Here is a 25,102-nt window from a genome sequence, read left to right as displayed (position 1 = left end):
CGGAGCGGTCGTTTTGCGGCCCTTATGAATTCGTTCACCGATTGCTCGCACGGAATTACCCGTTCGCTCGCTGTCCGTCGCGGCCCGTCAGGGCGGACCGGAACCATTCAGCCAGAACGCCCCGTAGACCGCCGACAGCACCGCGACACCCCCGACGATCGCCGCTGACCTGGGCGTACGCGCACCGGCGAGGGCGCGCGCGAGCGGCAGCAGCAGCGGGAAGGCCGGCATCAGCAGCCGGGGCTTCGAGCCGAAGTAGCTCGAGGCGCACAGCGCCAGCGCGGTGACGACCCCCGCGTAGACCAGCAGCGGAAGCGGCTGCCGCTGACGTACACAGACCGCGTACAGCCAAACGATCGACGCCACTCCGACGATCAGCCCGGCCCCGGCCAGGGCCGACGGGAACGACGTGAACTTGTCGGCGACGAAACGCGCGAAGGCGTACCCGCCGTCGAAGCCGTTGCGCCACCCCGCCTGGACGTCGAGATAGCCGAGCGGGCCCTTGCCCGTACGCCGGCCGACCCACAGGACGTAGCCGAGGGCCCCCAGGGGCGCGAGGAGCATCCCGAGGGCGCGCGGCCACGCGGGAGCGCCTCCTGATACTTCCTCACTCCGGTTTCGTACGAACGGGGGACGGGTGACCGAGTCTCCGGCGCGCGGGAGAGTGTGCGGGACAGTGTGTCGCCGCTCCCGTGCGTACGACACGATCGCCGCCGCCCACACCGCCGCCACCACCGCGAGCCCCACCGGGCGGGTCAGCCCGGCGAGCGCCGCGAGGACGCCCGCCGTCACCCAGCGGCCGGTGAGGACGGCGTACAGCGACCAGGCGGCCAGCGCGGTGAACAGGGACTCCGTGTACGCCATCGACTGCACCACCCCGACCGGCAGCACGGCCCACAGCAGCACCGCGCACACCCCGACCCGGCGCCCGTACACCCGGTCCGCGACCGCGAAGATCCCCCAGGCCGCGGCGAGCGAGGCGAGGCCGGCGACGAGAAGACCGGCGTGCGCGTACGACAGCGGGGTCACCGCGGACACCCCCCGCTCCAGCCAGGGCAGCAGCGGGAAGAAGGCCAGGTTCGAGTGGATGTCGCCATTCGGCAGCCGCACCTCGTAGCCGTAACCGAGTTCGGCGACGCGGGTGTACCAGAGCGAGTCCCAGCGGGCCGACAGCAGGGTCAGGGCGCTCTTGTCGCGCGCCGCGCTCCACACGGCGAGGACGACGAGGCCCAGGACGCGCACGGCCGCGTACCCGAGGAGCGCGGGGGCGGCCCGCCTCAGAAGGGGCGCCGCCGGGCGCGTGGCGAGATCGGTCACGCGCTCGATTATCGACGGCACCGGGAACCGGCCGGGACGCCGTCACGTGGTGGACCGTGATGGACCGTGACCGAGGAACCACGGACGAGTGATGAAGGAGCCATGGAGGACCGGTGGACGGCCCGGCGCGTGGCGTATGCCACACGTCACATGAGGGTTCCATGAGACACCCACCACGTTCCACCGGCGGGAACTCGCGTACGCTGACGGCTCGCTCGCCTTTCGTTGCGCGGGTCCGGGACACCGCTCCTCCCGGGCCGTGACCGCCGGGGACTCCCCGCCCCGCCGGTTCCGCCGAACGCGAGAGCCTTCTGGGAGGTACGTACATGTCCGGGACGCCCACGGCCGCCGCACGACGCCGTCGGGACGCCGGGGCCGGTGCAAACCGCTGGGTCGTCCTCGTCGTCCTCTGCGTCAGCCTGCTGCTCGTCGCCGTCGACGCCACCGTGCTGCACGTGGCGGTGCCCGCCGTCACCGAGGACATCAAGCCGAGCGCCATGGAGCTGCTCTGGATCGTCGATGTCTACCCGCTGGTCTGCGCCTCGCTGCTGATCCTCTTCGGCACGCTGGGCGACCGGGTCGGCCGCAGACGGATCCTCCTCCTCGGCTACGCCCTCTTCGGCGTCGCCTCCGCCCTGGCCGCCTTCGCGGACAGCCCCCAGGTGCTGATCGCGGCCCGTGCCCTGCTCGGTGTCGGCGGCGCGATGATCATGCCCGCGACCCTGTCGATCCTGCGCCAGGTCTTCCCCGACCGCCGGGAACGGGCGCTCGCCATCGGCATCTGGAGCGCGGTCGCCGCCGTGGGCGCGGCCGTCGGACCCCTCCTCGGCGGGTTCCTGCTCGAGCACTTCTGGTGGGGCTCGGTCTTCCTCGTCAACATCCCGCTGATGCTCGTCAGCCTGCCGATCGGACGGCTGCTGCTGCCCGAGTCGACGGGCGACCGCGACGGTCCCTGGGACGTGGTCGGTGCCCTGGTGGCCGCCGTCGGTCTCTTCGGGCTCGTCCTCGCCGTCAAGCGGCTCGGCAGCGGCCACCCGCCGTTCGAGCCGGCCACCGCGCTCGCGCTCCTCGGCGGCGCCGCCCTGCTGATCGCGTTCGTACGACGGCAGCGGCGCCGGACGCATCCGCTGGTCGACCTGCGGATGTTCGCGCGGCCCGCGTTCAGCACCTCGGTCGGCTGCATCGTCCTCGCGATGCTCGCGCTGGTGGGGCTCGAACTGATCGCCGCGCAGTATCTGCAACTGGTCCTCGGCCTCTCCCCGCTGGAGACGGGGCTGCGGCTGCTGCCGCTGACCGTCGCCGCGATGGCCGCCGGGCTCGTCGGCTCCCACATGCTGCACCGCTTCGGGCCGCGCCGCATGGTCTCCCTCGGCTTCTGCCTCACCGCCTTCGCGGTCGTCCTGCTGACCGCGATGGGACGCCACGACAACGCGGGGCTGCTGCTCGCCGGGTTCGTGCTGCTGGGCTTCGGCCTGGAGACGACCCTGTTCGGGGCGTACGAGTCGATGCTGAGCGAGGCGCCCGCGTCGTCGGCGGGCGGGGCGGCGGCGATCGGCGAGACCTCCTACCAACTGGGCGCCGGCATCGGGATCGCGCTCCTCGGCAGTGTGATGAACGCGGCGTACGCGCCCGGCCTGTCGTCCGTGCCGGGGGTGCCTTCATCGGCGTCCGCCGCCGCCGGGCACTCGCTGGGGGAGGCGTACGAGGTGGCGGACCGGCTGGGCGGTTCCTCGGGCGAGGCCCTGCGCCATGCCGCCCGCGACTCCTTCGTCCACGGCCTGCACGTGACGCTGCTGGTGAGCGCGGCGCTGCTGGTGCTCGGCGCGGTGATGGCGCTGCGGCTGCCCCGGGGGATGGAGTGCGGGGGCTCCGCCGAGGTGCCGGGACCGCGGGAGGCCTCCGGGGCGACACCGGTGCGCGCGGAGTCGATGCGCTGACCCCGTCCGCAGCTGAGGACGGCGAGGACTGGGTACGGTGGTTAGCGTCGCTAGTTTTTGAGCCGGAGGTGCACCCATGAGCTTCGACCCCGCCGATCTCCTCGGTCTCGATGATCTGCTCGACCCGGAGGACCTCGCCGTGCGGGACACCGTGCGGAGATGGGTGGCGGACCGGGTGCTGCCGAACGTGGCCGAATGGTACGAGCGGGGCGAACTGCCCCAGATCCGGGAGCTGGCGCGGGAGTTGGGGGCGATCGGGGCCCTCGGGATGGCGCTTCAGGGGTATGGGTGCGCGGGGGCGAGCGCCGTGCAGTACGGCCTCGCCTGTCTGGAGCTGGAGGCCGCGGACTCGGGGATCCGGTCGCTCGTGTCCGTGCAGGGGTCGCTCGCGATGTACGCGATCCACCGGTTCGGCAGCGAGGAGCAGAAGCAGACGTGGCTGCCGCGCATGGCCTCCGGCGACGTCATCGGATGCTTCGGGCTGACCGAGCCCGACCACGGGTCCGACCCGGCGTCGATGCGCACGTACGCCAAGCGGGACGGCTCCGACTGGGTGCTCGACGGGCGGAAGATGTGGATCACCAACGGGTCCGTCGCCGGGGTCGCCGTGGTGTGGGCCCAGACCGAGGAGGGCGTGCGGGGCTTCGTCGTCCCCACCGACACGGCCGGGTTCTCCGCCCCGGAGATCAAGCACAAGTGGTCCCTGCGCGCCTCCGTCACCAGCGAACTCGTCCTGGACGACGTGCGGTTGCCCGCCGACGCCGTACTGCCGGACGTCATCGGGCTGAAAGGCCCGCTGAGTTGCCTTTCGCACGCCCGCTACGGAATCGTCTGGGGCTCGATGGGCGCCGCGCGAAGCTGTTTCGAGTCGGCCGTCGAATACGCGAAGACGCGGGAGCAGTTCGGGAAGCCGATCGGGGCGTTCCAGCTCACCCAGGCCAAACTCGCCGATATGGCGGTCGAGTTGCACAAGGGGATTCTGCTCGCCCACCATCTGGGGCGGCGGATGGACGCGGGACGGCTCCGTCCCGAGCAGATCAGTTTCGGCAAGCTGAACAACGTGCGTGAGGCGATCGAGATCTGCCGTACCGCCCGCACGATTCTCGGCGCGAACGGGATCTCCCTCGAGTACCCGGTGATGCGGCACGCGACCAACCTGGAGTCCGTGCTCACCTATGAGGGCACCGTCGAAATGCACCAACTCGTGCTGGGCAAGGCGCTCACCGGTCTCGACGCCTTCCGGTGAGCCGCGCCGGGTGACCGGGACACCGAAAGGACGGGCCGGCGAGCGGCCCTGCCTCAGCTCTGGTTGAAGAAGCCGTCCACCGGACGGCTCGCGACCTCGCCGCTGACGATCTCCGTGTCGGCGGGGGTCAGCAGGAACACGCGGTTCGACACGCGCTCGATCGAACCGCGCAGACCGAAGATCAGGCCGGCCGCGAAGTCGACGACACGCTTGGCGTCGGCGGGCTCCATGTTCGTGAGGTTCATGATGACCGGGACACCGTCCCGGAAGAGCTCGCCGATGTGCCGGGCGTCACGGAAGCTGTCCGGCGTGACCGTGCCGATCCGGCGGCCGTGCTCCTGCGCCGACTCGGACGCGACCTTCACACGAGGGTCGGTGACCCAGGCCTCGCCGGTGCCGGACTCCCGCTCATCGGCGTAGTCGTCGTCGTAGTAACGCTCGTCATCGTTGTCGTCGACGAGGCCAAGCCAGGCACTCGCCTTGCGCACCGATCCCATGGACGCCTCCTCTCGCAGCGGTCTTTCGTGCTTTCCGCATCCCTATCGTCGTCCATGATGCGGATGTCTCGCCAAGTGGATAGACGCCGCACGGGGGTTTCGTGACGGTACTGGTGCAGAACGAATTCGTCGAGAGTCCATGTGCCCCAAGGGCTCCGCTGTACACACCTGCTGACAGGGAGTGAAATAATATTGTTCACGGCGTTTGGGTGAGTCCTGCTGCGTCCGGGTGAACGTTCCGGCGGCTACGATGCGGCCACGCCGACGGGCGTGCGGAGACGTCGGGAGACACGGGGGAGTGTCGTGTTCGGAATCGTGAGGCCGTGCAGCCACCGGCTGGGCGAGGGGCTGCGGACCCAGTGGATGGCGCATCTGTGCGGACTCTGTCTCGCACTGCGCGGGGATCACGGGCAGTTCGCTCGGATCGTCACCAATTATGACGGTTTGCTGGTCTCGGTTCTGACGGAGGCTCAGGCCCAACGCACCACCGACCTGCGGCGCGCCGCCGGGCCCTGTCCGCTGCGCGGGATGCGCACCGCCTCCGTCGCACGCGGTGAGGGCGCGCGGCTCGCCGCCGCCGTCTCCCTCGTCCTCGCCTCGGCCAAGGTGCGTGACCATGTCGTCGATGGGGATGGACTGCTCGCGCGCAAGCCGGTGGCGCACGCCGCGCGCCGGATCGCGACGAACTGGGGGCGCGCGGGGGCGCGTACGGGAGCGGACATCGGGTTCGACACGACCGTGCTGGTCGACGCCGTGGACCGGCAACTCGGCATCGAGGCGCTCGCCGGCCTGGGCACCCCGCTGCTCACGGTCACCGAACCGACCGAGACGGCGACCGCGGCGGCGTTCGCGCACACCGCGATCCTGGCCGGACGACCGGGCAACGCCGAACCGCTCGCCGAGGCCGGACGCCTCTTCGGGCGGCTCGCCCATCTCCTGGACGCGGTGGAGGACCGGACCGCCGACGCCGCCGTCGGCGCGTGGAACCCGCTGACCGCCACCGGCACCTCCCTCACCGAGGCCCGACGACTCGCCGACGACGCCCTGCACGGCATCCGACTCGCCCTGCGCGAAGTCGACTTCGTGGACGCCGGGCTGGCCCATCTGCTCCTCGTGCACGAACTACGCAGGTCGGTGGAGCGCGCGTTCGGAACCGTGCCGGTGTGCTCGGCGCATCAGCCGGGCGGTGCGCCTCAGCAGGGGTGGGCGCACCAGCAGGGTGGGGCGCCGGTGCCGGGCAATCCGTACGCGGGTGGCGCCGGTGACCCCTATGCGGGCGGCGGAAGCAATCCCTACGCCGGCGGTGGCGGGAACCCCTTCGGCGGTGGTGGCGCGGGACACGGCGGTGGCGGGGGCGGTGGTTTCGGTGGCGCGCCGGCGCCTCAGCCGCCGCGGCGGCGGGGGTTCTGGGCGGGGTGCGGGATGTTCACGCTGCTGTGCTGCACCTGCCAGATGTGTTGTGCGAAGGAGTACGAGGGCCCCTGGTCCCGGAAGAAGCGCGAGGGCATCTGCCGGGACTGCGACTGCTGTGACGCGTGCGAGTGCTGTGGCTGTGACTGCTGAGAAGGCAGCCGCGCGGGACCGGAGTACAGGGGAACGCGAGGGGAGGGGCGCGTGTGTGAAGGCCGGGGGAAAACGCGAACGGCGCCCCGCGGAATCGGGGCGCGCAGTGGGATCGGCTCAGCTCAACAGGAGGAGGACCACACTCGACCGAAGTCGATGTGGGAGCGCTTGACCAGCCACTGCTGCGGATGCATGGACCAAGTGGAACAGGCATACGAAGGCACGTCAACCGACTTGAGACGTGGCGCTCACAGTTCGGACAACCTTGACAGCGGGGGGAAAGACCGCCGTACTCTCGGCGCAGACCGCTGCTGAGGGGCTCGGTCGCCCGCGTCCGTCTCACCGGACGCGCTCGTGTGAAGGCACCCGTGTTCGACTCGGACATCACGGAGCCTTTCGCATGCCGTCTGCCCCTTCCTCTCCTCCCTCCCCGCCCTTCTCCCGTCCGTCCCTGGTGATCGTCGGGGCCGGGCCGCGCGGCACCGGGCTGATCGAGCGGATCGCCGCCAACGCCGGTGCGCTGTACGCGGGCGCGGGCTTCGACATCCACCTCGTCGATCCGCATCCGCCGGGCGCCGGGCGCATCTGGCGGGCGGAGCAGTCGCCGTTGCTGTGGATGAACTCGCAGGCCGAGGACGTCACCATGTTCACCGACGAGACGGTGGCCATGGAGGGGCCCGTCCGGGAGGGGCCCACGCTGCACGAGTGGGCGGGCCTCGACGGGCGGGTCTTCCCGGACCGGCGGATCCAGGGCGAGTATCTGCGCTGGGTGCACGGACGCGCCGTGGCCGACCTGCCCGAAGGGGTCACCGTCCGCCATCATCCGCGGCGGGCGCTCCGGGTGACGGGTCAGCCCGAAGAGCGTCAGCAGGTGTGGCTGGAGGGGCGGACCCGTCCGCTGTCCGCGGACCTCGTCGTCCTCGCACTCGGCCATCTGGACGCCGAACTCGACGACGAACAGCGGGAGTTGGCGGAATACGCCCGCACCCATGGACTCGTCCATCTGCCGCCCGACTTCACCGCCGACAGTGACCTGTCGTCGCTGGCGCCCGGGGAACCGGTGCTCGTGCGGGGCTTCGGGCTCGCGTTCGTCGACCTCATGGTGCTGCTGACGGAGGGACGCGGCGGGCGGTACGAGGGGGACCCCGACGGGGGCGGCGACGGGGAGTTGACGTATCACCCCTCGGGGCGGGAGCCCGTGCTGTACGTGGGGTCGCGGCGCGGAGTGCCGTACCACTCGAAGATCGGGTACGACCTGGAGGGGGAACGGCCGCCGCTGCCACGGTTCTTCGGGCCGGCCGAGGTCGACGCGGTGCTGGAGCGGGCGGGCCGGGCCGGGCGGGTGGACTTCCGGCGTGACGTGTGGCCGTCGGTGGAGAAGGAGCTGGGGTTCGCGCACTACCACCGGCTGTTCCGTGCCCACCCCGAGCGGACCGCCATGGCCTGGGCGGACTTCGAGGAGAAGTACGCGGCGGCGGACGCGGGGGAACGGGCGGTGCTGGTGGCCTCGGCGGTGCCGGACGCGGCCGACCGGCTGGACCTGGCCGCGCTGGACCGCCCGTTGGAGGGGGTGCGGTACGGATCGTACGAGGAGTTCCAGGTCGGCCTGCGCGACTATGTCGAGGCCGATCTGGCACGCCGTCATGATCCGTCGTTCAGCCCGGACCTGGGGGTCTTCTTCGGACTGCTCTCCGTCTACGGGCAGTTGATCCGGCTCGGGGACGTCGGCCCCTGGTGGCACGGGTTCTTCAGCTACCTGGCCTCCGGCCCGCCCGGCCCCCGGTTGCGGCAGATGCTCGCGCTGTCGCGGGCCGGCGTCCTGAACTTCGTCGGGGCGGACATGACCGTGACCGTCGGGGACGGGGTGTTCCGGGCGTCCGGGGCCACCGTCCCCGGCCGGTCGGTCGAGGCGAGGGCACTGGTCGAGGCACGGCTCCCGGAGCCGACGGTCGCGCGGGTACGGGACGGGTTGCTGCGCGAGCTGTACGAGGACGGGGGTGTCGTCGAGACGGCGGAGGGGCTGGTCGCCGTCGACCCCGGGGACGGGCGCGTCCTGGACCGGGCCGGACGCCCGCACCCCAGACGTTTCGCCCTCGGCCCCTACACGAACAGCCGTACGCCGGGCGCGTTCACCCGGCCGCGTACGGGCGGGCCGGCCTTCCGCCAGAACGACGCGACGGCCCGGGCCGTACTGACGTTCCTGCGCGACCTCGGGCAGCGCGCGGCCGCGTGAGGACGGGGGCGGGTTCGGGGTGGGGGGCGGGGGTTTCTGTACGTGGTCGTGCGGTCGTGCGGTCTTGGGTCGGAGTGGAGAGAGGTCGGTCGGTATGGGGTCGTCGTACGGTCGGGGGCGGTTGCACCTGGCCGCAGCCATCGATCAGCGGGCGGAGGGCGACGGGGAGACGTGCGTCGAACTCGCCCGGCTCGCGGAGCGCGGGGCGCTGGATTTCGTGACCGTCGGGGACGCGTTCGCGCGGCCGGGGCTGGACGCGTTGGCGGTGTCGGCCCGGGTGGCGCCGGAGACGGACCGGGTCGGCCTCGTGCCGGTGGTGACGGCGGCGCCCACCGAGCCGTGCCGGGTGCGGGCGGCCGTCGCGACGCTCGACCGGGTCAGCCGGGGGCGGGCCGGGTGGTGGATCGAGGCGCCGGGGACGGAGGAGGAGGCGCTGCCGGTGAGGGCGCGTCACATCGGCTCCGGGGCGGTCGCGGATGTCGAGGGTGCCGGGCTCCCGGCTCAGGGGGCTTCGGTGGTGACCCGGTCGGCCCAAGGGCATCCGGTGCGGGTCGTCGACGTGACCGAGGAGGAGAGCCGCGGGGCCGCCGCCCGGTACGCGGAGGTGGCACTCCTGCGGGTCGCCGACCCGGCCCACGCCGACGCCGTACGGACGGAGCTGCGGGACGGGGCGGCCCGGGCGGGGCGGGACCCCGACGAACTGCGGGTTCTGGTGAGCCTCAGAGTGGACCTCGGCGGCGGGGAGCACGCGGCCGAGCCGGGCCACGGCGGGGGAGGGCCACGCCGTACCTCGGACGGCCCGCTGTACCGGGGCGGCCCCGTCGCCCTGGCCGAGCTGATCACCGACTGGCACCGCGCCGGGGCCACGGACGGCTTCCATCTCGTCCCCGTCGAACCGCGCCGTGACCTGGAGCGACTCGTCAACGGGACGGTGGCGCTGCTCCAGCACCGGGGATTGTTCCGCACCTTCTACCCGGGCAGCACGCTCCGCGAGCACCTGGGTCTCACCCGGCCCGCCCACCGGCACGTCGTGACAGGGGGAACGTCATGACACACCGCCGAACGGCTGAACGGCCCAACGCATCACTTCCGGACACCCCCGGGCGGTGGACCCGGGTACTCCGACCGGGCGCCTCGGGCGGTGGCCTCCACTGCGGCCGACGATAGTGGTGATCAACGCTTCCGGGCCCTGCGGCCTGCTCCGACGACCCGTCAGCCGATCCCTCCGGGAGCCGACAAGGATTCACACAGAACCCGCACATATGGCCTGGTGGGATCAACTGGCATGGAGGGCGAGCCGGTTGGGTCCCGAGAGGCCGAAAGGCACCCTTGCGTGGGTCGGCGGTACGGCCGAATACTTCCCCCCAGCGCCTTGTCAGGGGCACGGCGTGTCCGGAATCCGGACCGATGTCCTTGATCTGCGCCTCACGGGCCCCGACCCCACGCGGGCCCCCGACTTCCCTTTGGAGGGAACGAACAGTGAGGATCAAGCGCACCACCCCCCGCAGCGGCATAGCGAGACGGACCCGGCTGATCGCCGTGACCGCCGGACTCGCGGCCGCGGCCGCCGTCACGGTCCCCACCGCCAACGCGGCAGGCACCCAGACGTTCAGCGCCTCCGAGCTCAAGAGCGCCAGCTCATCGGTGCTCAAGGCCGATATCCCGGGCACCGCCTGGGCGATCGACCCGGCGACGGACAAGGTCGTCGTCACCATCGACAGCACCGTCTCCCAGGGCGAGCTGGCGAAGATCAAGGAGGCGGCGGGCGAGAACGCCGACGCCCTGACGATCAAGCGGACCCCGGGCAAGTTCAACAAGCTGATCAAGGGCGGCGACGCCATCTATGCGAGTAGCTGGCGCTGTTCCCTGGGCTTCAACGTCCGCAGCGGGAGCACGTACTACTTCGTGACCGCCGGCCACTGCACCGACGGCGCGGGCACCTGGTACTCCAACTCCGGCCGCACCACGGTCCTCGGCCCGACCGCCGGGTCGAGCTTCCCGACCAACGACTACGGTCTCGTCCGCTACAGCAACACGTCCATCGCCAAGGACGGCACCGCGGGCAACGTGGACATCACCAGCGCGGCCACCCCGAGCGTGGGCACCAACGTCATCCGCACCGGCTCCACCACCGGTACCCGTACCGGACGCGTGACCGCTCTCAACGCGACCGTGAACTACGGTGGCGGCGACATCGTCTACGGCATGATCCAGACCACGGTCTGTGCCGAGCCCGGCGACTCCGGCGGCCCGCTCTACGGCAGCAACGGCGTGGCGTACGGTCTCACCTCCGGCGGCAGCGGCAACTGCAGCTCCGGTGGCACGACCTTCTTCCAGCCGGTCACCGAGGCCCTGAGCGCGTACGGCGTCTCGGTCTACTAGGTCGGTGGATCGTCCGGTGATCCGGTCGAGAGGCTGACAGGTAGGCAGGCCGACAGGTAGGCAGGCCGACAGGTCGAGTGGGGGTCGGCGCACTTCCCCCCGGCGCCGATTCCCCACCCGGCCGCTGTCGGCAGCAGGTTGCAACGGGCGAGCCCCCGCACATCATGTGTGTGCGGGGGCTCGCCCTCGTTCCGGCGGCGGGGTTACCTTCGATCCGTACTCCCTCTCATACGCCCACTTCGGACCCTGGGGGCCGTGATGGTCGAGGAGCTGGTGACGGCGGGGGTGGCCCTCGCGTCGGTCGGCACGGCGTACGTGCTGTCGGCGGCCCGGGTCGTGAAGCAGTACGAGCGGGGGGTGGTGTTCCGGCTCGGCCGGCTGAAGCCGAAGGTGCGGGGGCCCGGTTTCACGATGATCGTGCCGTTCGTCGACCGGCTCCAGAAGGTCAACATGCAGATCGTCACGATGCCGGTGCCCGCGCAGGAGGGCATCACCCGGGACAACGTCACCGTGCGGGTGGACGCCGTCGTGTACTTCAAGGTGACCTCGGCGGCGGACGCGATCGTGCGGGTGGAGGACTACCGGTTCGCCGTCTCCCAGATGGCCCAGACCTCGCTCAGGTCCATCATCGGCAAGAGCGAGCTGGACGATCTGCTCTCCGACCGGGAGAAGCTCAACCAGGGGCTGGAGCTGATGATCGACAGCCCGGCGGTGGAGTGGGGCGTCACCATCGACCGGGTCGAGATCAAGGATGTCTCGCTGCCCGAGACCATGAAGCGGTCCATGGCGCGGCAGGCCGAGGCCGACCGGGAGCGCCGGGCGCGGGTCATCAACGCGGACGCGGAGCTGCAGGCGTCGAAGAAGCTCGCCGAGGCGGCCAAGGAGATGTCCGAGCAGCCTGCCGCGCTGCAACTGCGGTTGCTGCAGACGGTGGTGGCGGTGGCGGCCGAGAAGAACTCCACGTTGGTGCTGCCGTTCCCGGTGGAGCTGTTGCGGTTCCTGGAACGGGCGCAGCAGGGGGCTCCGCCGGTGCAGGAGGCTCCGCCGGGAAGCGGGGCGTCCTAGCGGGTGGTGGGTCGGCTGCGGGTCGGTGGGGGCTGGTCGCGCAGTTCCCCGCGCCCCTTGAAGCGTCAGGCCCGCGGGCCTGAAGAAGCCGGGGCGCGGCAGGGGGCTCCCGCTGTTCAGGGGCGCCACCTGTGGGTGGGGGTTGCTCGCGCAGTTCCCCGCGCCCCTAGAAGCGTCAGGCCCTGCGGGCCTGAAAAGCACGGGGCGCAGCCTGCTTTTCAGGGGCGCGGGGAACTGCGCGAGAAGCCCCCACTGGACCCGCGGCCGGTTGTCAAGGCTGGGGTAAAGGGGATGCGGATGCAACTCCCGCCCCGCGAGACCCGTTTCATCCCGGACCTTCCATGGGTGAATTCAAGACAGGAGTAGACCTCACCCGTTGCTGACGAGGTCGTTGCTTCTCGTGTTTGCAGTGCGAATTCCTGTGATCCTCAAGTGGTGCGTTACCGGACGGTAATGACATAGGGGGCGTGCGCCCTCGTTGTGTGCTCGGCCTGAAGTCGACCTTGTGTGCCCCCCGCGCGCCTAGGAATAGTTGTCGCCGCACAGTTGGCATGGACGCGGCGTTTTTACCGTCCGTCGCCTCCTTGCCCGCACACCTTCCGGTCGAACGGGGCCCCCACGCCCCTCTCGGCCAACCCCCCACAGGAGGACGCGAGTTGAAGCACCGACGCATACCCAGGCGCCGCGCCGTCGTGACGGGTGCCGGCATCGCCGCACTGGTCGCCGCGGGAGTGACCTTCCAGACTGCGAACGCGAGTGAGACCGCGCCGACCCCCGAGCCGAAAGCGCTCTCCATCACGGCGGCCGGAAAGCTCGCCCTGACCCTCGACGCGGACCTCGGCGCCGACGCGGCGGGAACGTACTACGACGCGAAGAGCAAGCTCCTCGTCGTCAACGTGCTCGACGAGGCCGCCGCCGAGACCGTCGAGGCGGCCGGTGCCAAGGCCCGCATCGTGGAGAACTCCCTCGCCGAGCTGAAGAGCGCCCGGACCACCCTCAAGGCGGACGCCACCATCCCCGGTACCGCCTGGGCCACCGACCCGACCACCAACAAGGTCGTCGTCACCGCCGACCGCACCGTCTCCGAGGCCGAGCTGGCGAGACTCACCAAGGTCGTGGACGGCCTCGGGGCCAAGGCCGAACTCAAGCGCACCAAGGGCGAGTACAAGCCCTTCGTCGCGGGCGGCGACGCCATCACCGGCGGCAGCGGCCGCTGCTCCCTCGGCTTCAACGTGGTCAAGGGCGGCGAGCCGTTCTTCCTGACGGCGGGTCACTGCACCGAGGGCATCTCCACGTGGTCGGCCGGCGGCCAGGTCATCGGCGAGAACGCGGACTCCAGCTTCCCGGGCGACGACTACGGTCTGGTGAAGTACACCGCCGACGTCGACCACCCGAGCGAGGTCAACCTCTACAACGGCTCCACCCAGGCCATCTCCGGGGCCGCCGAGGCGACCGTGGGCATGAAGGTCACCCGCAGCGGTTCGACCACCCAGGTCCACGGCGGCACGGTCACCGGCCTCGACGCCACCGTGAACTACGGCAACGGCGACATCGTCAACGGCCTCATCCAGACCGACGTCTGCGCCGAGCCGGGCGACAGCGGCGGCTCGCTCTTCTCGGGCGACAAGGCCATCGGCCTCACCTCCGGCGGCAGCGGCGACTGCACCTCGGGCGGCGAGACGTTCTTCCAGCCCGTCACCGAGGCGCTCTCGGCGACCGGCACGCAGATCGGCTGACAGCCGGTCAGCTGAACGGCCGGTCAGAAGCCTGCTGGGTGGAAGCCGGCCGATCAGAAGCCGGCCGATCAGAAGCCGGCCGATCAGAAGCCTGCCGATCCGTCGGCTTCTTTCTCAGGGCCGCCATCGCCACGGTGATGGCGGCCCCCGCCACTGCCCAGGCGGAGAGCACCAGCAGCGGGCCGGTGGTGTCGTTGCCCTCGAAGTACGCGATCGAGCGGGCCACCCAGACGCCCGCTCCCGGTGGCAGGGCCGGGCCGATCGCCGCCCAGAACGGCGGGAGCAGCGGCGGCGGCAGCGCGCCGCCCGCGCTCGGGTTGCCCGCGATCACCACCAGCAGGACGGCCACGCCGATGCCGGCGATCCCGAAGACGCACTGGAGCGCCAGCGTGGCCGCGCCCACCGCGAAGACCACCAGAGCCCCCAGCCCCCACAGGGCCGCCAGGCTTCCCGGCAGGGCGCCCAGGACCGGCCCGGCGATGACCGCGCCGCCGAGGCCGCCGAGGATCGCGAACAGCGCGAGGGCGCCGAGGCGGATGATCCCGCGCCGGATGTTGGTGGGCCGCGCGCCCGCGCTCATCGCCAGCGCCGAGGCGCACAGATAGCCGCCCACGCACCAGCCCACGACCAGATAGAAGGACGTGAGCCCGTTGGCGTCCCCGGTGTCGGCCGGGGCCACGTCCACCGTCCGCACCGTGCGGCCCTCGGACCGCTCCAGCGCGGTGACGAGGGTGGCCAGCGCGTTGGCGAGGGTGCGTCCGCCGCCGGAGGCGACCAGCAGGGTGTCGGTGGTGCCGGCCGGGTCGATCAGCAGGGCGCCGTCGATCTCCCGGTCCACGATCCGCTCGCGCGCCGCCGCCCGGTCGGCCACCGTACGCGGGTCCAGCGGCTCGCCCGGCAGGCCCTCCAGCCGGGTCACCGCCTGCTCGGCCGCCGCCCGGGGCGCGACCACACCGAACGGCACGTCCCTGAGCTTCGGGTGGTGCAGCGCCCCCACGTACGAGGCGATGAAGAGCAGCTGCAGGGCGAGCACCCCGACGACGAGCAGGGTGGCCCGTGGGGTGACCCCGTCCTTGAGCTCGTCGAGGAAGGACCTGGGGGCGGGCTCGGCCGTCTGTGTCATGTCCCCCACGGTCGGAGGAGGGCGGTGTTTGCGCAGGTGGGACGGGGCCGAATGGTTGTCGTACAGAAGTTCGAAAAGTGGTCTATGGTGGAGGCGAGGAGGCTGTGAACTGATGTTCGAGCCGAGTGGCTGATCGAGTGGCCGAGCAAGGCTGATCGAGTGGCTGGGTGACTGGTGGATCGAGTGCGGGAGGTGCGTGTGCCGGGGTTCACGCATCTGCACACCGTCTCCGGGTTCTCCCTGCGGTACGGGGCCTCGCACCCGGAGCGGCTGGCCGAGCGCGCCTCCGAGCGGGGCATGGACGCCCTCGCGCTCACCGACCGGGACACCCTCGCGGGCGCCGTCCGGTTCGCCAAGGCGTGCGCCGGGGCGGGGGTCCGCCCGCTGTTCGGGGTGGAGCTGGCGGTGGGGGCGCCCGCGCCTTCCGTACGGCAGGCGCGGCGGCGTGCCCCCGTGCGCGGCGGCGCCTTCCTCGACGAGTCGACCCCTCGGGTGACGTTCCTCGCCCGGGAGGGGGCCAAGGGCTGGGCCGAGCTGTGCAGAATCGTTTCGGCGGCGCATGCGGACGGTGGCCCGGACGGGAACAGGAATGAGGTTCCGCCGCTGCTGCCCTGGTCGGAGTGTGCCGCCGAGGGCCTGACCGTGCTCCTCGGCCCCGCCTCCGACGTGGGGCGCGCGCTGGCCGCCGGGCGCCCCGACCGCGCCGCGAAGCTCCTCGTGCCCTGGCGGGAGGCGTACGGCGACGCCCTGCGCCTCGAAGCGGTGTGGCACGGCCGCGAGGGCACCGGCCCCGGTTCGCTGCGGCTGGCCGCCCGGACCGTCGGCTTCGCCGCCGAGCAGCGGGTACGGCCCGTGCTCAGCAACGCCGTCCGGTACGCGGACCCCGGCATGGGTCCGGTCGCCGACGTCCTGGACGCGGCCCGGCGGCTCGTCCCCGTCGACCCCCGGGGCGAGCTGGACTCCGGCGAGGCCTGGCTCAAGGGCGCGGACGCCATGCTGGGCGTCGCCGAGCGGGTCGTCGAGGCCGCCGGGTACCGCCGTGACACCGCGCACCGGCTGCTGGAGCAGACCCGGGCCACCGCCGCCGAGTGCCTGGTCGACCCGGAGGACGACCTCGGCCTCGGCACCGTCCACTTCCCCGAGCCGCGTCTCGTCGGCGCGGGCCGCCGCACCGCCCAGCGGGTGCTGGCCTCGCGGGCGGCCGCCGGGATGATGCGGCACGGCTACGGCGCCCGGCGCGACTACTGGGAGCGGATGCACCGGGAACTGGACGTGATCGCCCACCACGGCTTCGCCTCCTACTTCCTGACGGTCGCTCAGGTCGTGGATGACGTACGCAAGATGGGGATCCGGGTCGCCGCGCGCGGGTCCGGCGCCGGGTCCCTGGTGAACCACCTCCTGGACATCGCGCACGCCGACCCCGTCGAACACGGGCTGCTGATGGAGCGGTTCCTGTCCAAACGGCGGGTCGCGCTGCCCGACATCGACATCGACGTGGAGTCCGCGCGCCGGCTGGAGGTCTACCGCGCGATCATCGACCGCTTCGGCACCGAGCGGGTCGCGACCGTCGCGATGCCCGAGACGTACCGCGTCCGCCACGCCGTCCGGGACGTGGGTGCGGCCCTCTCCCTGGACCCCGCCGACATCGACCGGATCGCCAAGTCCTTCCCGCACATCCGGGCCCGTGATGCGCGGGCGGCGCTCGAAGAGCTGCCCGAGCTGCGGCAGTTGGCGGGGGAGCAGGAGAAGTACGGCCGGCTGTGGGAGCTGGTCGAGGCGCTGGACGCGCTCCCGCGCGGAGTCGCCATGCACCCGTGCGGGGTGCTCCTCTCCGACGCGTCCCTGCTCCGCCGTACGCCGGTGATGCCGACCAGCGGCGAGGGGCTGCCCATGTCCCAGTTCGACAAGGACGACGTCGAGGACCTCGGGCTGCTCAAGCTCGATGTGCTGGGGGTGCGGATGCAGTCGGCGATGGCGCACGCGGTGGCGGAGGTCGCGCGGGCGACGGGGGAGCGGGTCGACCTGGACGCGCTCGACTTCGAGCGGGGCGCGGGCGATCCGGCGACGTACGAACTCATCCGCTCCACCGAGACGTTGGGCTGCTTCCAGATCGAGTCGCCGGGTCAGCGGGACCTGGTGGGGCGGCTCCAGCCGGCCACCTTCCACGACCTCGTGGTGGACATCTCGCTGTTCCGGCCGGGGCCGGTCGCCGCCGACATGGTGCGGCCGTTCATCGCGGCCCGGCACGGGCGGGCGCCGGTCCGCTACCCGCACGAGGATCTGGCGGAGCCGCTGCGGGAGACGTACGGCGTGGTCGTCTTCCACGAGCAGGTCATCGACATCGTGCACCGCATGACCGGCTGCGGCCGGGACGAGGCCGACCGGGTGCGGCGCGGGCTGTCCGACCCCGAGTCGCAGGGGCGGATCCGGGTCTGGTTCGCGCAGCACGCGGCGGCGAAGGGGTACGACGCCGAGACGATCGCCCGGACCTGGGAGATCGTCGAGGCCTTCGGGTCGTACGGCTTCTGCAAGGCGCACGCGGTGGCCTTCGCGGTGCCGACGTACCAGTCGGCGTGGCTGAAGACGCATCATCCGGCGGCCTTCTACGCCGGGCTGCTCACCCACGATCCCGGGATGTACCCGAAGCGGCTGCTGCTGGCGGACGCGCGGCGGCGCGGGGTGCCGATCCTGCCGGTGGACGTGAACCGGTCCGCGGTCGCTCATCGGATCGAACTGGTGTCTGAATCAGAGGGGTCGGAGGAGAGAGCGAAGACAAGGCGGGTGCCGGGGAAGGGCTCGGACGGGGAGAAGGCGTGGGGGATCCGGCTCGCGCTCTCCGATGTGCACGGCATCAGTGAGGCCGAGGCGGCGCGGATCGCGGACGGGCAGCCGTACGCCTCGCTGCTGGACTTCTGGGAGCGGGCGCGGCCGAGCCGACCGCTGGCTCAAAGGCTGGCCCAGGTCGGCGCGTTGGACGCGTTCGGCGCCAACCGGCGTGACCTGCAACTGCACCTGACCGAGCTGCACCGGGCCGGCCGGGGCGCGGGCGGCGGTCAGCTCCCGTTGGCCGGAGGGCGGCGGACCGCCCCGGCCGGTCTGCCGGACCTGTCCTCCGCCGAGCGGCTCAGCGCAGAGCTGGGCGTGCTGTCGATGGACGTCTCGCGCAATCTGATGGACGACCACCGGGCCTTCCTCGACGAGCTGGGCGTGGTGTCGGCCCGGCGGCTGCGCGAGGCGCGGCACGGCGAGACGGTGCTGGTCGCGGGGGCCAAGGCGGCCACCCAGACCCCGCCGATCCGCTCCGGCAAGCGGGTCGTCTTCACCACCCTCGACGACGGCACCGGCCTGGTCGACCTCGCCTTCTTCGACGACTCCCACGACACCTGCGCCCACACCGTCTTCCACTCCTGGCTGCTGCTGGTGCGCGGAGTGGTGCAGCGGCGCGGACCGCGCAGCCTCAGCGTGGTGGGCGCGGCCGCCTGGAACCTCGCCGAGCTGGTGGAGCTGCGGCGCGAGGGCGGCCTCGACGCGGTGGCACCCCGGCTGGCGGCGCCGGTGGCCACCGGGAACGACGGGAACACCGGGGGCGACGGGAGCACCGGTGGTGAGCCGGACGGCAGGCGCGGTGACACCGGGCGGCGGATCCGGATGCCCACCGGATACGAGATGCATCCATGGGCCGATCTGCGGCCCGCGGGCGAAGAGCCCTCGCAAGGTCCTTCTCAGCTACGGAAGTTGTGGCACCAGAGCCCAGGGAGTGCGGGATGACCATCCTCTGCGTACGTTTCCAGCTGCCGTCGGGGTACGAGGCCGCCCTGCCCGGGCTCCTCGGTCTGATCGAGGACTTCACCCCGGTCGTGGAGGCGCTGCCGCCGGACGGCGCGCTGGCCGATCTCCGGGGCGCCGAACGGTACTTCGGCCGGGACGCCGAGGAACTGGCCCGGCTGATCCGGGTCCGCGCCCTCGCGCTGTACGGCGTCGACTGCCTGATCGGCGCCGGGCCCGGACCGCTCACGGCGCGACTGGCGCTGGGGGCGGCGGCACCCGGGTCGCCCTGCGCGGTGCCCGCGGACCTCGTCGTGGACTTCCTCGCCGAACTGCCCGTCGGCGCGCTGCCCGGCGTCGGCACCGCGACCGCCCGCACCCTGCGGGAGTACGGCCTCGAAACCCTCGGCGGGGTCGCCTGCGCACCCCTGTCCACACTGCAGCGCCTGGTCGGCGCGCGCACCGGCCGTGACCTGCACGAGAAGGCCAACGGCGTCGACCGGGGACGGGTGGTGCCGAACGCTGTCGCACGCTCGCTCGCCACCGAACAGACCTTTCCGTACGACGAGTTGAACCCCGACCGGCACCGCCGCGCCCTGCTCGCCGGCGCCGAGGAGCTGGGCTCCCGGCTGCGCGCCCTGGAGAAGGTCTGCCGCACCCTGACCCTCACCGTCCGCTACGCCGACCGGTCCTCGACGACCCGCACCCGCACGCTCAAGGAGCCGACCGCGCACTCCCCGGCGCTCACCGCGACCGCCTACGCCCTGTACGACGCCCTCGGCCTCCAGCGCGCCCGCGTCCGCGCGATCGCCCTGCGCGCCGAGGGCCTCACCCCCGCCGACCAGGCCTCGCACCAGCTCGCCTTCGACCCCGTCGACGAGAAGGTCCGCCGGATCGAGGAGGTCGCCGACCGGGCCCGCGCCAAGTTCGGCCCGCACGCGGTGATGCCGGGGACGCTGGCCGCGTGACACCCCGGCGGGCGATCAGTTGGCCCACGGCGGCACGATCCGCGTGCCGTCGGCCAGCTCCGCCTCCAGGCCGACGGAGGTGGTGACCCAGGACGTGGCGACCTCGGTCGTCGGGTTCTCCACGGTGACGGTCGTGCCGGCGTTGATGATCACTGTGTCGCCCGCCGTGACGCGGTGGGTGTGAGCGTCGAGGGTGATCAGCAGTTCCCCGCCGAGGAGGTGGAAGATCTCCTCCCGGTTGACGGTGTGCGCGGGCGCCCTGGTCCCGGCGGGTATCTCGCCCCGCCAAGCGGCCAGTTCCCTGCTGCCGGTGAGCGGAGTGGCGTACGAGACGAAACGGGCGCCGTGGATCTCGTGGACGACGGCTTCGGACGAACGGACGACAGGCATACGGGTCCTCCTGGGATCTTCGGGGAGTCTCGGGGGTCTTCGAACGAAGTGGTCAAGGAGCTTGACCACTTGTCTTATGGTCAAGCTGCTTGACCGATTCGTCAACGGTGTTTCAATGCGGGCGTGCAGAACTCCGAAGCCCTGACCCTGTCCGCCGCCCTGCTCGCCGCCGCCGGTGAGCTGACGCGCCGTATCGACGAGGGAGTCGCCGCCCGCGGCTTCGAGGCGCGCCCCTCCTACGGGTTCGCGTTCGCCCGACTCGCTCCGGACGGTGCGACGGTCACCGAGCTCGCCGCCCATCTCGGCGTGACCAAGCAGGCGGCCAGTCAGCTGGCTGACGAACTCGTGCGCAAGGGGTACGTCGACCGCCGGCCGCATCCGCGGGACGCCCGCGCCCGGCTGATCGTGCTGACCGAACGCGGCTGGTCCTGCGCGCGGGCGGCGGAGGAGGCGGCGGCCGAGGTGGTCGCGGCGTGGGCCGAGACGCTCGGCGGAGCGGGTGAGGTGCGGGCGTTGCGCGACCTCTTGCTGCGTATCGCGCCCTACGGACCCATCAAGCCCGCCTGGTGACGGTCCGGCGTCACGTGTCAGTGGTCACGTGTCAGTGGTCCCGATCATCACTTGAATTTTTTTACTGACGCGTAACTTCCCACTTTTTCTACTCGCCCGTAACTTGGCGAAGAAGAACAGCATCCTCGTGATCCGGATCACAGGGCGAACGTCGTCGCACGTCCCTTGAGCCGCAAGGAGATCACCCGATGCTGCCCTGGAAGCGCCTGATCAGACCGTTGGCGGCCCTGTGCCTGGCCGCCGCGGCGACCCTCGTGCCCGTCACCGCCGCGGAGGCCGCCGACACGGCCGCCGCACCGAGTCGTGGCTGGAACGACTACTCCTGCAAACCCTCCAGCGCCCACCCCCGCCCCGTCGTCCTCGTCCACGGGACGTTCGCGAACTCCGTCGACAACTGGCTGGGCCTCGCGCCGTACCTCGTGAACCGCGGCTACTGCGTCTACTCCCTCGACTACGGCCAACTCTCCGGCGTGGCCTTCTTCAACGGGCTCGGCCCCATCGACAAGTCGGCGAAGCAGCTCGACGCCTTCGTCGACCGGGTGCTCGCCGCGACCGGCGCCGCCGAGGCCGACCTCGTCGGCCACTCGCAGGGCGGCATGATGCCCCGCTACTACCTCAAGTTCCTCGGCGGCGCCGCCGAGGTGAACGCGCTCGTCGGCATCGCGCCCTCCAACCACGGCACCACCCTCAACGGCCTCACCCAGCTCCTCGACCACTTCCCCGGCGCCGGCGACCTGCTCTCCGCCGCCACCCCGGCCCTCGCCGACCAGGTCGTCGGATCCCCGTTCCTCACCAGGCTCAACGCGGGCGGCGACACCGTCCCCGGCGTGACCTACACGGTCCTCGCCACCCAGTACGACGAGGTGGTCACGCCGTACCGGTCCCAGTTCCTCGACGGGCCGAACGTACGCAACATCGTCATCCAGGACCTCTGCGCGCTCGACCTCTCCGAGCACGCGGCGATCGGGCTCCTCGACCGGATCGCGTTCCACGAGGTCGTCAACGCCCTGGATCCGGCCCACGCCACCCCGACGACGTGTCTCTCGGTCGTCGGCTGACACGTGCCGACGCGTTCCGCCGGGGCCTGTCCGGCCTGAGCCGCCCGACAGGCCCCGGAAGTCGTCAGCGGCCGTGCCGGCCACCGGTCGTCGCGCGGCGGCGGGCCGCGGCGAAGAGGAGGGAGGAACCGAGCGCCAGGACGGCCGCGCCGCCGAGCGCCAGATACGGGGTCGTGCCGTCGCCGCCGGTGTCGGCGAGCCCGTCCTCGCCGGCGGGCTCCGCGAGGCCGTCCGCACCGGTCCCCGCCACCGACTCCCCGGCCGTCGTCGACTTCGCGGTCGGCGACGCGTCGGCGGAGGCGGCCCCCGCGGACCCCTGGGCCGCCGCCCGCGCCGTCGCCGATGCCTTCGGGGTCGGGTCCGTCGTCGTGCTCGCGTCGTCGTCGCCGTGGCCGCCGTGCTCGACGGTCGACTCGTCGGCGCCCTCCTCGATCTGCTCCTCGGAGGGCGTGGACGCGCCGGACCCGTCGGCCCCGTTGTCGCCGAACGAGACGTCCGAGCAGGAGTAGAACGCCTCCGGGCTGTCCGAGCGCTGCCAGACCGCGTACAGCAGATGTCTGCCGGTGCGCTGCGGGAGGGTGCCCGAGAACCTGTAGAAGCCGCCCGACACGGCCGGGTCGGTGGCGGTCGCCACCGGGTTCGCCAGGTCGAGGTCGTCCCAGGCGAGCGGCCGGGACGGGTCGTAGCCGCTCTTGGTGACATACACCTCGAACGTCCCCTTGTGCGGGGCCGTCACCCGGTACGCGAAGGCGTACGACCCGGCGCGCACGCTCGTCGCCGGCCAGTCGGCACGGGCGAGGTCGAGGCCCTTGAACGCCTCGTCGCCCGCGCCGCACAGTTCGCCGTCCGGGATCAGCTCCCGATGGCGGCCGGCCGCGTCGCCGATCCGTACGCCGTTCCAGTCGTAGAGCGCCTGGGTGCCGCCGGCCGCGACCGCCGCCCGGCAGGCCGCCGACCTCGGGTTCTCGGGGCCCTCCGCATAGCACTGGGCCACTCGGCTCACCGGGTCGCCCAACGAACCGTGCGCCACGGCCGGTCCTGCGGCGAACACGGTCAGGGCGAGCGGGGCGGCGCCGACGACACCCAGCGCGCCGACGACACGTGCGGCGGCGGACGTGGTGGCCTCGCGACGGGCAGCGGGCATGGCGGCGCACTCCTCGAAACGGTCCTGAACGGTTCCCGGGTGGTCCCGGATGCCGGGGGGCGATCAGCAAGCTAGCCCCAAGGAACCGCGGAATCGCCTGCTGAGGGCGGGTGCGGGGGATCCTTATGGTGGCGTTAAGGATGGGCTAACCGAGGGCTCAGGAAAGGCTGTTGGGAACCTGCCGAAGATCCGTTTCTTACCTCGGTGCGTGACACTGGGCCCGTTCGCACCTGTCAGAGAAGGGAACCCGCGCATGAGCGCCGTACGCGGAACATCCGTGGACATCACCACCGAGGACGGCACCGTCGACGCCTACCTCGTGCACCCCGACGACGACGCCGCGCATCCGGCGGTCCTGTTCTACATGGACGCGTTCGGGCTGCGGCCGCACTTGCGGGCGATGGCCGACCGGCTGGCCGGCGCCGGGTACACGGTCCTCGTGCCCAACGTCTTCCACCGGTCGGGGCGGACCCCGGTGTTCGACCTGCCCGAGTTCATCGATCCGGCCGCGCGTCCGGAGATATGGGACCAGATCCTGCCGGTCATGCTGTCGCTGACGCCGGAACTCGCGCTGCGGGACGCGGCGGCGTATCTGGGATGGCTCGCCGACAGCCCGCGCGCCGCCGACGGGCCCGTGGGGATCACCGGGTACTGCATGGGCGCCCGGCTGGCCCTGCACACCGCCGGCGCCTTCCCCGAACGGGTCGCCGCCGCGGCCGGCTTCCACGGGGGAGGCCTGGCGACCGACGACCCGGACAGCCCGCATCTGGCGGCGGCCCGGATCACCGGCGAGGTCTACCTCGGCCACGCCGACGAGGACCCGTCGCTGCCCCCGGAGCAGATCGAGCTGCTCGACAAGACGCTCACCGAGGCCGGGGTCCGCCACCGCACCGAGGTCTACGCCGGTGCCCCGCACGGCTACACCCAGGCCGACACCGCCTCGTACGACGCCGAGGCGGCGGAACGCCACTGGACGGCCCTGCTGGACCTGCTGGACCGCAACCTGCGGTCAGGGGCCTGATCGGGCCCGTCGAGGGTCCCCCGAGGCGGTCCGTCCCCGACGCCCGTGGTCGGGGCGTCGGGGACGGCTGCCGCTGGAGTCGGTGCTCTCGGTGGGGTCGCCGGAGTCGGTGGACGCGCGTACGTGCTCGTGGCCGGGGCGCGGGTGCTCAGCCGTCAGGCCACCAGGTGCGCGCGATGTCCTTTCGCACTTCCCGGCGCTCGACGGGGCGTTCGTCGGCCTCGTCCCGCACGCGGCGGGACGTGGACTTCCTCAGGGGCTTCTGCACGGTCGTACGGCGCATGGCTGCCTCCTTGCGTCTACCGTGTTCCGCGTTTTCACGGAGGTAGACCTTTTCCGGGAGCGTTACTCATCGTTCGTGCTCTGTCAGTGGCGGCTGTCACCATCTGGACTGTCAGTGGCATGTGTCACTCTGGCGGCATGACCAACATCGACGACGGCGAAACCTCCCCGGCCCTGCGAACACCGGGGAACCGGGCGGCAGATGACTCCTCGGGAGCCGTCGACTGGGACGCGGAAGCCGCCGGTTTCGACGACGAACCCGATCACGGCCTGCGGGAACCCGCCGTGCGGGAGGCCTGGTCGGCCCGGCTGCGGGACTGGCTGCCCGAACGCGCCTCCGACGTGCTCGACCTCGGCTGCGGCACCGGCAGCCTGTCACTCCTCGCGACCGAGCAGGGGCACCGAGTGACCGGGGTGGACTCCTCGCCGGCCATGGTCGACCTGGCCCGCGCCAAGCTCGCCGGGCGCCCCGCCGTGTTCCTCGTCGGGGACGCGGCGGCCCCGCCCGTAGGGGAGGAGCGGTTCGACGTGATCCTCGTCCGCCATGTGCTGTGGACCCTGCCCGACCCGGCCCGCGTGCTGCGCCGCTGGTGCGGACTGCTGCGGCCCGGGGGCAGGCTCGTGCTGGTCGAGGGGGTGTGGGGCACGGTCAGCCCGGTCGGCATACCCGCCGAGCGGCTGTACGGGCTGGTCGCGCCGCTGGTGTCCGACGCGGAGCTGGTGCGGCTGGGGGAGGACCCGCTGCTGTGGGGCAGGGAGGTCGAGGACGAGCGGTACGCGATCGTGGCCCGCCTCTGACCGCCCC

The 25,102-nt window shown here is 72.1% G+C and carries 20 protein-coding genes; 14 read left to right on the top strand and 6 right to left on the bottom strand.

The window, feature by feature from the left end; all coding sequences use genetic code 11:
• Nucleotides 1-87: 87 nt before the first annotated feature.
• Nucleotides 88-1,317: a glycosyltransferase family 39 protein gene (locus tag L3078_RS10060; RefSeq protein WP_239753078.1), complete on the bottom strand. Its 1,230-nt coding sequence runs from the start codon at nucleotides 1,315-1,317 to the stop codon at nucleotides 88-90.
• 326 nt (nucleotides 1,318-1,643) lie between these two features.
• Between L3078_RS10060 and L3078_RS10055 the strand changes: the two genes are divergently transcribed.
• Both L3078_RS10055 and L3078_RS10050 read left to right on the top strand, forming a co-directional pair.
• Nucleotides 1,644-3,254: an MFS transporter gene (locus L3078_RS10055; protein ID WP_239753077.1), complete on the top strand. Its 1,611-nt coding sequence runs from the start codon at nucleotides 1,644-1,646 to the stop codon at nucleotides 3,252-3,254.
• Between the two features lie 76 nt (nucleotides 3,255-3,330).
• Nucleotides 3,331-4,500, top strand: coding sequence for an acyl-CoA dehydrogenase family protein (locus tag L3078_RS10050; protein ID WP_239753076.1), 1,170 nt, complete (start codon nucleotides 3,331-3,333; stop codon nucleotides 4,498-4,500).
• A 53-nt stretch (nucleotides 4,501-4,553) separates the two neighbouring features.
• Here L3078_RS10050 and L3078_RS10045 read toward each other — a convergent pair whose 3' ends face one another.
• Nucleotides 4,554-4,997 (bottom strand): cell division protein SepF, encoded by a 444-nt coding sequence (locus L3078_RS10045; protein WP_045556976.1) that lies wholly within the window; start codon nucleotides 4,995-4,997, stop codon nucleotides 4,554-4,556.
• A gap of 303 nt (nucleotides 4,998-5,300) precedes the next feature.
• Between L3078_RS10045 and L3078_RS10040 the strand changes: the two genes are divergently transcribed.
• From L3078_RS10040 to L3078_RS10015, 6 genes are all read left to right on the top strand, one after another.
• Nucleotides 5,301-6,560, top strand: a complete 1,260-nt coding sequence (locus L3078_RS10040; protein ID WP_239753075.1) for a DUF5685 family protein — start codon at nucleotides 5,301-5,303, stop codon at nucleotides 6,558-6,560.
• 400 nt (nucleotides 6,561-6,960) lie between these two features.
• Nucleotides 6,961-8,793, top strand: coding sequence for an FAD/NAD(P)-binding protein (locus L3078_RS10035; protein WP_239753074.1), 1,833 nt, complete (start codon nucleotides 6,961-6,963; stop codon nucleotides 8,791-8,793).
• A 94-nt stretch (nucleotides 8,794-8,887) separates the two neighbouring features.
• The gene (locus L3078_RS10030; RefSeq protein ID WP_239753073.1) at nucleotides 8,888-9,844 is read left to right on the top strand and encodes an LLM class flavin-dependent oxidoreductase; all 957 of its coding nucleotides are present in this window, start codon (nucleotides 8,888-8,890) and stop codon (nucleotides 9,842-9,844) included.
• Nucleotides 9,845-10,272: 428 nt separating this feature from the next.
• Nucleotides 10,273-11,175, top strand: coding sequence for a S1 family peptidase (locus L3078_RS10025; RefSeq protein WP_239753072.1), 903 nt, complete (start codon nucleotides 10,273-10,275; stop codon nucleotides 11,173-11,175).
• A gap of 258 nt (nucleotides 11,176-11,433) precedes the next feature.
• Nucleotides 11,434-12,240, top strand: coding sequence for a slipin family protein (locus tag L3078_RS10020; protein ID WP_239760267.1), 807 nt, complete (start codon nucleotides 11,434-11,436; stop codon nucleotides 12,238-12,240).
• Nucleotides 12,241-12,896: 656 nt separating this feature from the next.
• Complete coding sequence (locus tag L3078_RS10015; RefSeq protein WP_239753071.1) at nucleotides 12,897-13,976, top strand: S1 family peptidase; 1,080 nt, start codon at nucleotides 12,897-12,899, stop codon at nucleotides 13,974-13,976.
• A 7-nt stretch (nucleotides 13,977-13,983) separates the two neighbouring features.
• Here L3078_RS10015 and L3078_RS10010 read toward each other — a convergent pair whose 3' ends face one another.
• On the bottom strand, nucleotides 13,984-15,099 hold the full coding sequence (locus L3078_RS10010) for an ABC transporter permease (RefSeq protein WP_239753070.1): 1,116 nt from the start codon (nucleotides 15,097-15,099) through the stop codon (nucleotides 13,984-13,986).
• 198 nt (nucleotides 15,100-15,297) lie between these two features.
• Between L3078_RS10010 and L3078_RS10005 the strand changes: the two genes are divergently transcribed.
• Entirely contained in the window at nucleotides 15,298-18,867 is a 3,570-nt protein-coding gene (locus L3078_RS10005; protein WP_239753069.1) for a DNA polymerase III subunit alpha, read from the top strand.
• A complete protein-coding gene (locus L3078_RS10000; RefSeq protein WP_239753068.1) occupies nucleotides 18,864-19,832 on the top strand; it encodes a DNA polymerase Y family protein in 969 nt (322 codons plus the stop codon). Before L3078_RS10005 ends, L3078_RS10000 begins: the two co-directional genes overlap by 4 nt.
• 15 nt (nucleotides 19,833-19,847) lie before the next feature.
• On the opposite strand, the gene L3078_RS09995 is transcribed toward L3078_RS10000, so the two are convergent.
• Complete coding sequence (locus tag L3078_RS09995; RefSeq protein ID WP_239753067.1) at nucleotides 19,848-20,222, bottom strand: cupin domain-containing protein; 375 nt, start codon at nucleotides 20,220-20,222, stop codon at nucleotides 19,848-19,850.
• Between the two features lie 123 nt (nucleotides 20,223-20,345).
• On the opposite strand from L3078_RS09995, the gene L3078_RS09990 reads away from it, so the two are divergent.
• Both L3078_RS09990 and L3078_RS09985 read left to right on the top strand, forming a co-directional pair.
• Nucleotides 20,346-20,792 (top strand): MarR family winged helix-turn-helix transcriptional regulator, encoded by a 447-nt coding sequence (locus tag L3078_RS09990; protein WP_239753066.1) that lies wholly within the window; start codon nucleotides 20,346-20,348, stop codon nucleotides 20,790-20,792.
• A gap of 188 nt (nucleotides 20,793-20,980) precedes the next feature.
• Nucleotides 20,981-21,850 carry an esterase/lipase family protein gene (locus L3078_RS09985; protein ID WP_239753065.1) on the top strand — a complete coding sequence of 290 codons (870 nt, stop codon included), beginning with the start codon at nucleotides 20,981-20,983 and terminating at the stop codon, nucleotides 21,848-21,850.
• A gap of 64 nt (nucleotides 21,851-21,914) precedes the next feature.
• On the opposite strand, the gene L3078_RS09980 is transcribed toward L3078_RS09985, so the two are convergent.
• The gene (locus tag L3078_RS09980) at nucleotides 21,915-22,994 is read right to left on the bottom strand and encodes a lytic polysaccharide monooxygenase (protein WP_239753064.1); all 1,080 of its coding nucleotides are present in this window, start codon (nucleotides 22,992-22,994) and stop codon (nucleotides 21,915-21,917) included.
• 253 nt (nucleotides 22,995-23,247) lie between these two features.
• Here L3078_RS09980 and L3078_RS09975 point away from each other — a divergent pair, with 253 nt between their 5' ends.
• Nucleotides 23,248-24,015 (top strand): dienelactone hydrolase family protein, encoded by a 768-nt coding sequence (locus tag L3078_RS09975; RefSeq protein WP_239753063.1) that lies wholly within the window; start codon nucleotides 23,248-23,250, stop codon nucleotides 24,013-24,015.
• A gap of 148 nt (nucleotides 24,016-24,163) precedes the next feature.
• On the opposite strand, the gene L3078_RS44540 is transcribed toward L3078_RS09975, so the two are convergent.
• The gene (locus L3078_RS44540) at nucleotides 24,164-24,298 is read right to left on the bottom strand and encodes a hypothetical protein (RefSeq protein ID WP_086751667.1); all 135 of its coding nucleotides are present in this window, start codon (nucleotides 24,296-24,298) and stop codon (nucleotides 24,164-24,166) included.
• Nucleotides 24,299-24,435: 137 nt separating this feature from the next.
• Here L3078_RS44540 and L3078_RS09970 point away from each other — a divergent pair, with 137 nt between their 5' ends.
• Nucleotides 24,436-25,095 carry a class I SAM-dependent methyltransferase gene (locus L3078_RS09970; RefSeq protein WP_239753062.1) on the top strand — a complete coding sequence of 220 codons (660 nt, stop codon included), beginning with the start codon at nucleotides 24,436-24,438 and terminating at the stop codon, nucleotides 25,093-25,095.
• Nucleotides 25,096-25,102: the final 7 nt, after the last annotated feature.

Source organism: Streptomyces deccanensis (genome assembly GCF_022385335.1).
Classification (GTDB): Bacteria; Actinomycetota; Actinomycetes; order Streptomycetales; family Streptomycetaceae; genus Streptomyces; species Streptomyces deccanensis.
Note: the sequence above shows the minus strand (reverse complement) of the source record. Positions and strands in the feature narration are given on the sequence as shown.

Excerpts from the sequence above, each read along its gene's own strand:
- L3078_RS10045 (WP_045556976.1), bottom strand. The coding sequence starts at position 4,997 with ATGGGATCGGTGCGCAAGGCGAGTGCCTGGCTTGGCCTCGTCGACGAC.
- L3078_RS10035 (WP_239753074.1), top strand. The coding sequence starts at position 6,961 with ATGCCGTCTGCCCCTTCCTCTCCTCCCTCCCCGCCCTTCTCCCGTCCG.
- L3078_RS10050 (WP_239753076.1), top strand. The coding sequence starts at position 3,331 with ATGAGCTTCGACCCCGCCGATCTCCTCGGTCTCGATGATCTGCTCGAC.
- L3078_RS10010 (WP_239753070.1), bottom strand. The coding sequence starts at position 15,099 with ATGACACAGACGGCCGAGCCCGCCCCCAGGTCCTTCCTCGACGAGCTC.
- L3078_RS09980 (WP_239753064.1), bottom strand. The coding sequence starts at position 22,994 with ATGCCCGCTGCCCGTCGCGAGGCCACCACGTCCGCCGCCGCACGTGTC.
- L3078_RS09995 (WP_239753067.1), bottom strand. The coding sequence starts at position 20,222 with ATGCCTGTCGTCCGTTCGTCCGAAGCCGTCGTCCACGAGATCCACGGC.
- L3078_RS44540 (WP_086751667.1), bottom strand. The coding sequence starts at position 24,298 with ATGCGCCGTACGACCGTGCAGAAGCCCCTGAGGAAGTCCACGTCCCGC.
- L3078_RS10020 (WP_239760267.1), top strand. The coding sequence starts at position 11,434 with ATGGTCGAGGAGCTGGTGACGGCGGGGGTGGCCCTCGCGTCGGTCGGC.
- L3078_RS10055 (WP_239753077.1), top strand. The coding sequence starts at position 1,644 with ATGTCCGGGACGCCCACGGCCGCCGCACGACGCCGTCGGGACGCCGGG.
- L3078_RS10000 (WP_239753068.1), top strand. The coding sequence starts at position 18,864 with ATGACCATCCTCTGCGTACGTTTCCAGCTGCCGTCGGGGTACGAGGCC.
- L3078_RS10030 (WP_239753073.1), top strand. The coding sequence starts at position 8,888 with ATGGGGTCGTCGTACGGTCGGGGGCGGTTGCACCTGGCCGCAGCCATC.
- L3078_RS09970 (WP_239753062.1), top strand. The coding sequence starts at position 24,436 with ATGACCAACATCGACGACGGCGAAACCTCCCCGGCCCTGCGAACACCG.
- L3078_RS09975 (WP_239753063.1), top strand. The coding sequence starts at position 23,248 with ATGAGCGCCGTACGCGGAACATCCGTGGACATCACCACCGAGGACGGC.
- L3078_RS09985 (WP_239753065.1), top strand. The coding sequence starts at position 20,981 with ATGCTGCCCTGGAAGCGCCTGATCAGACCGTTGGCGGCCCTGTGCCTG.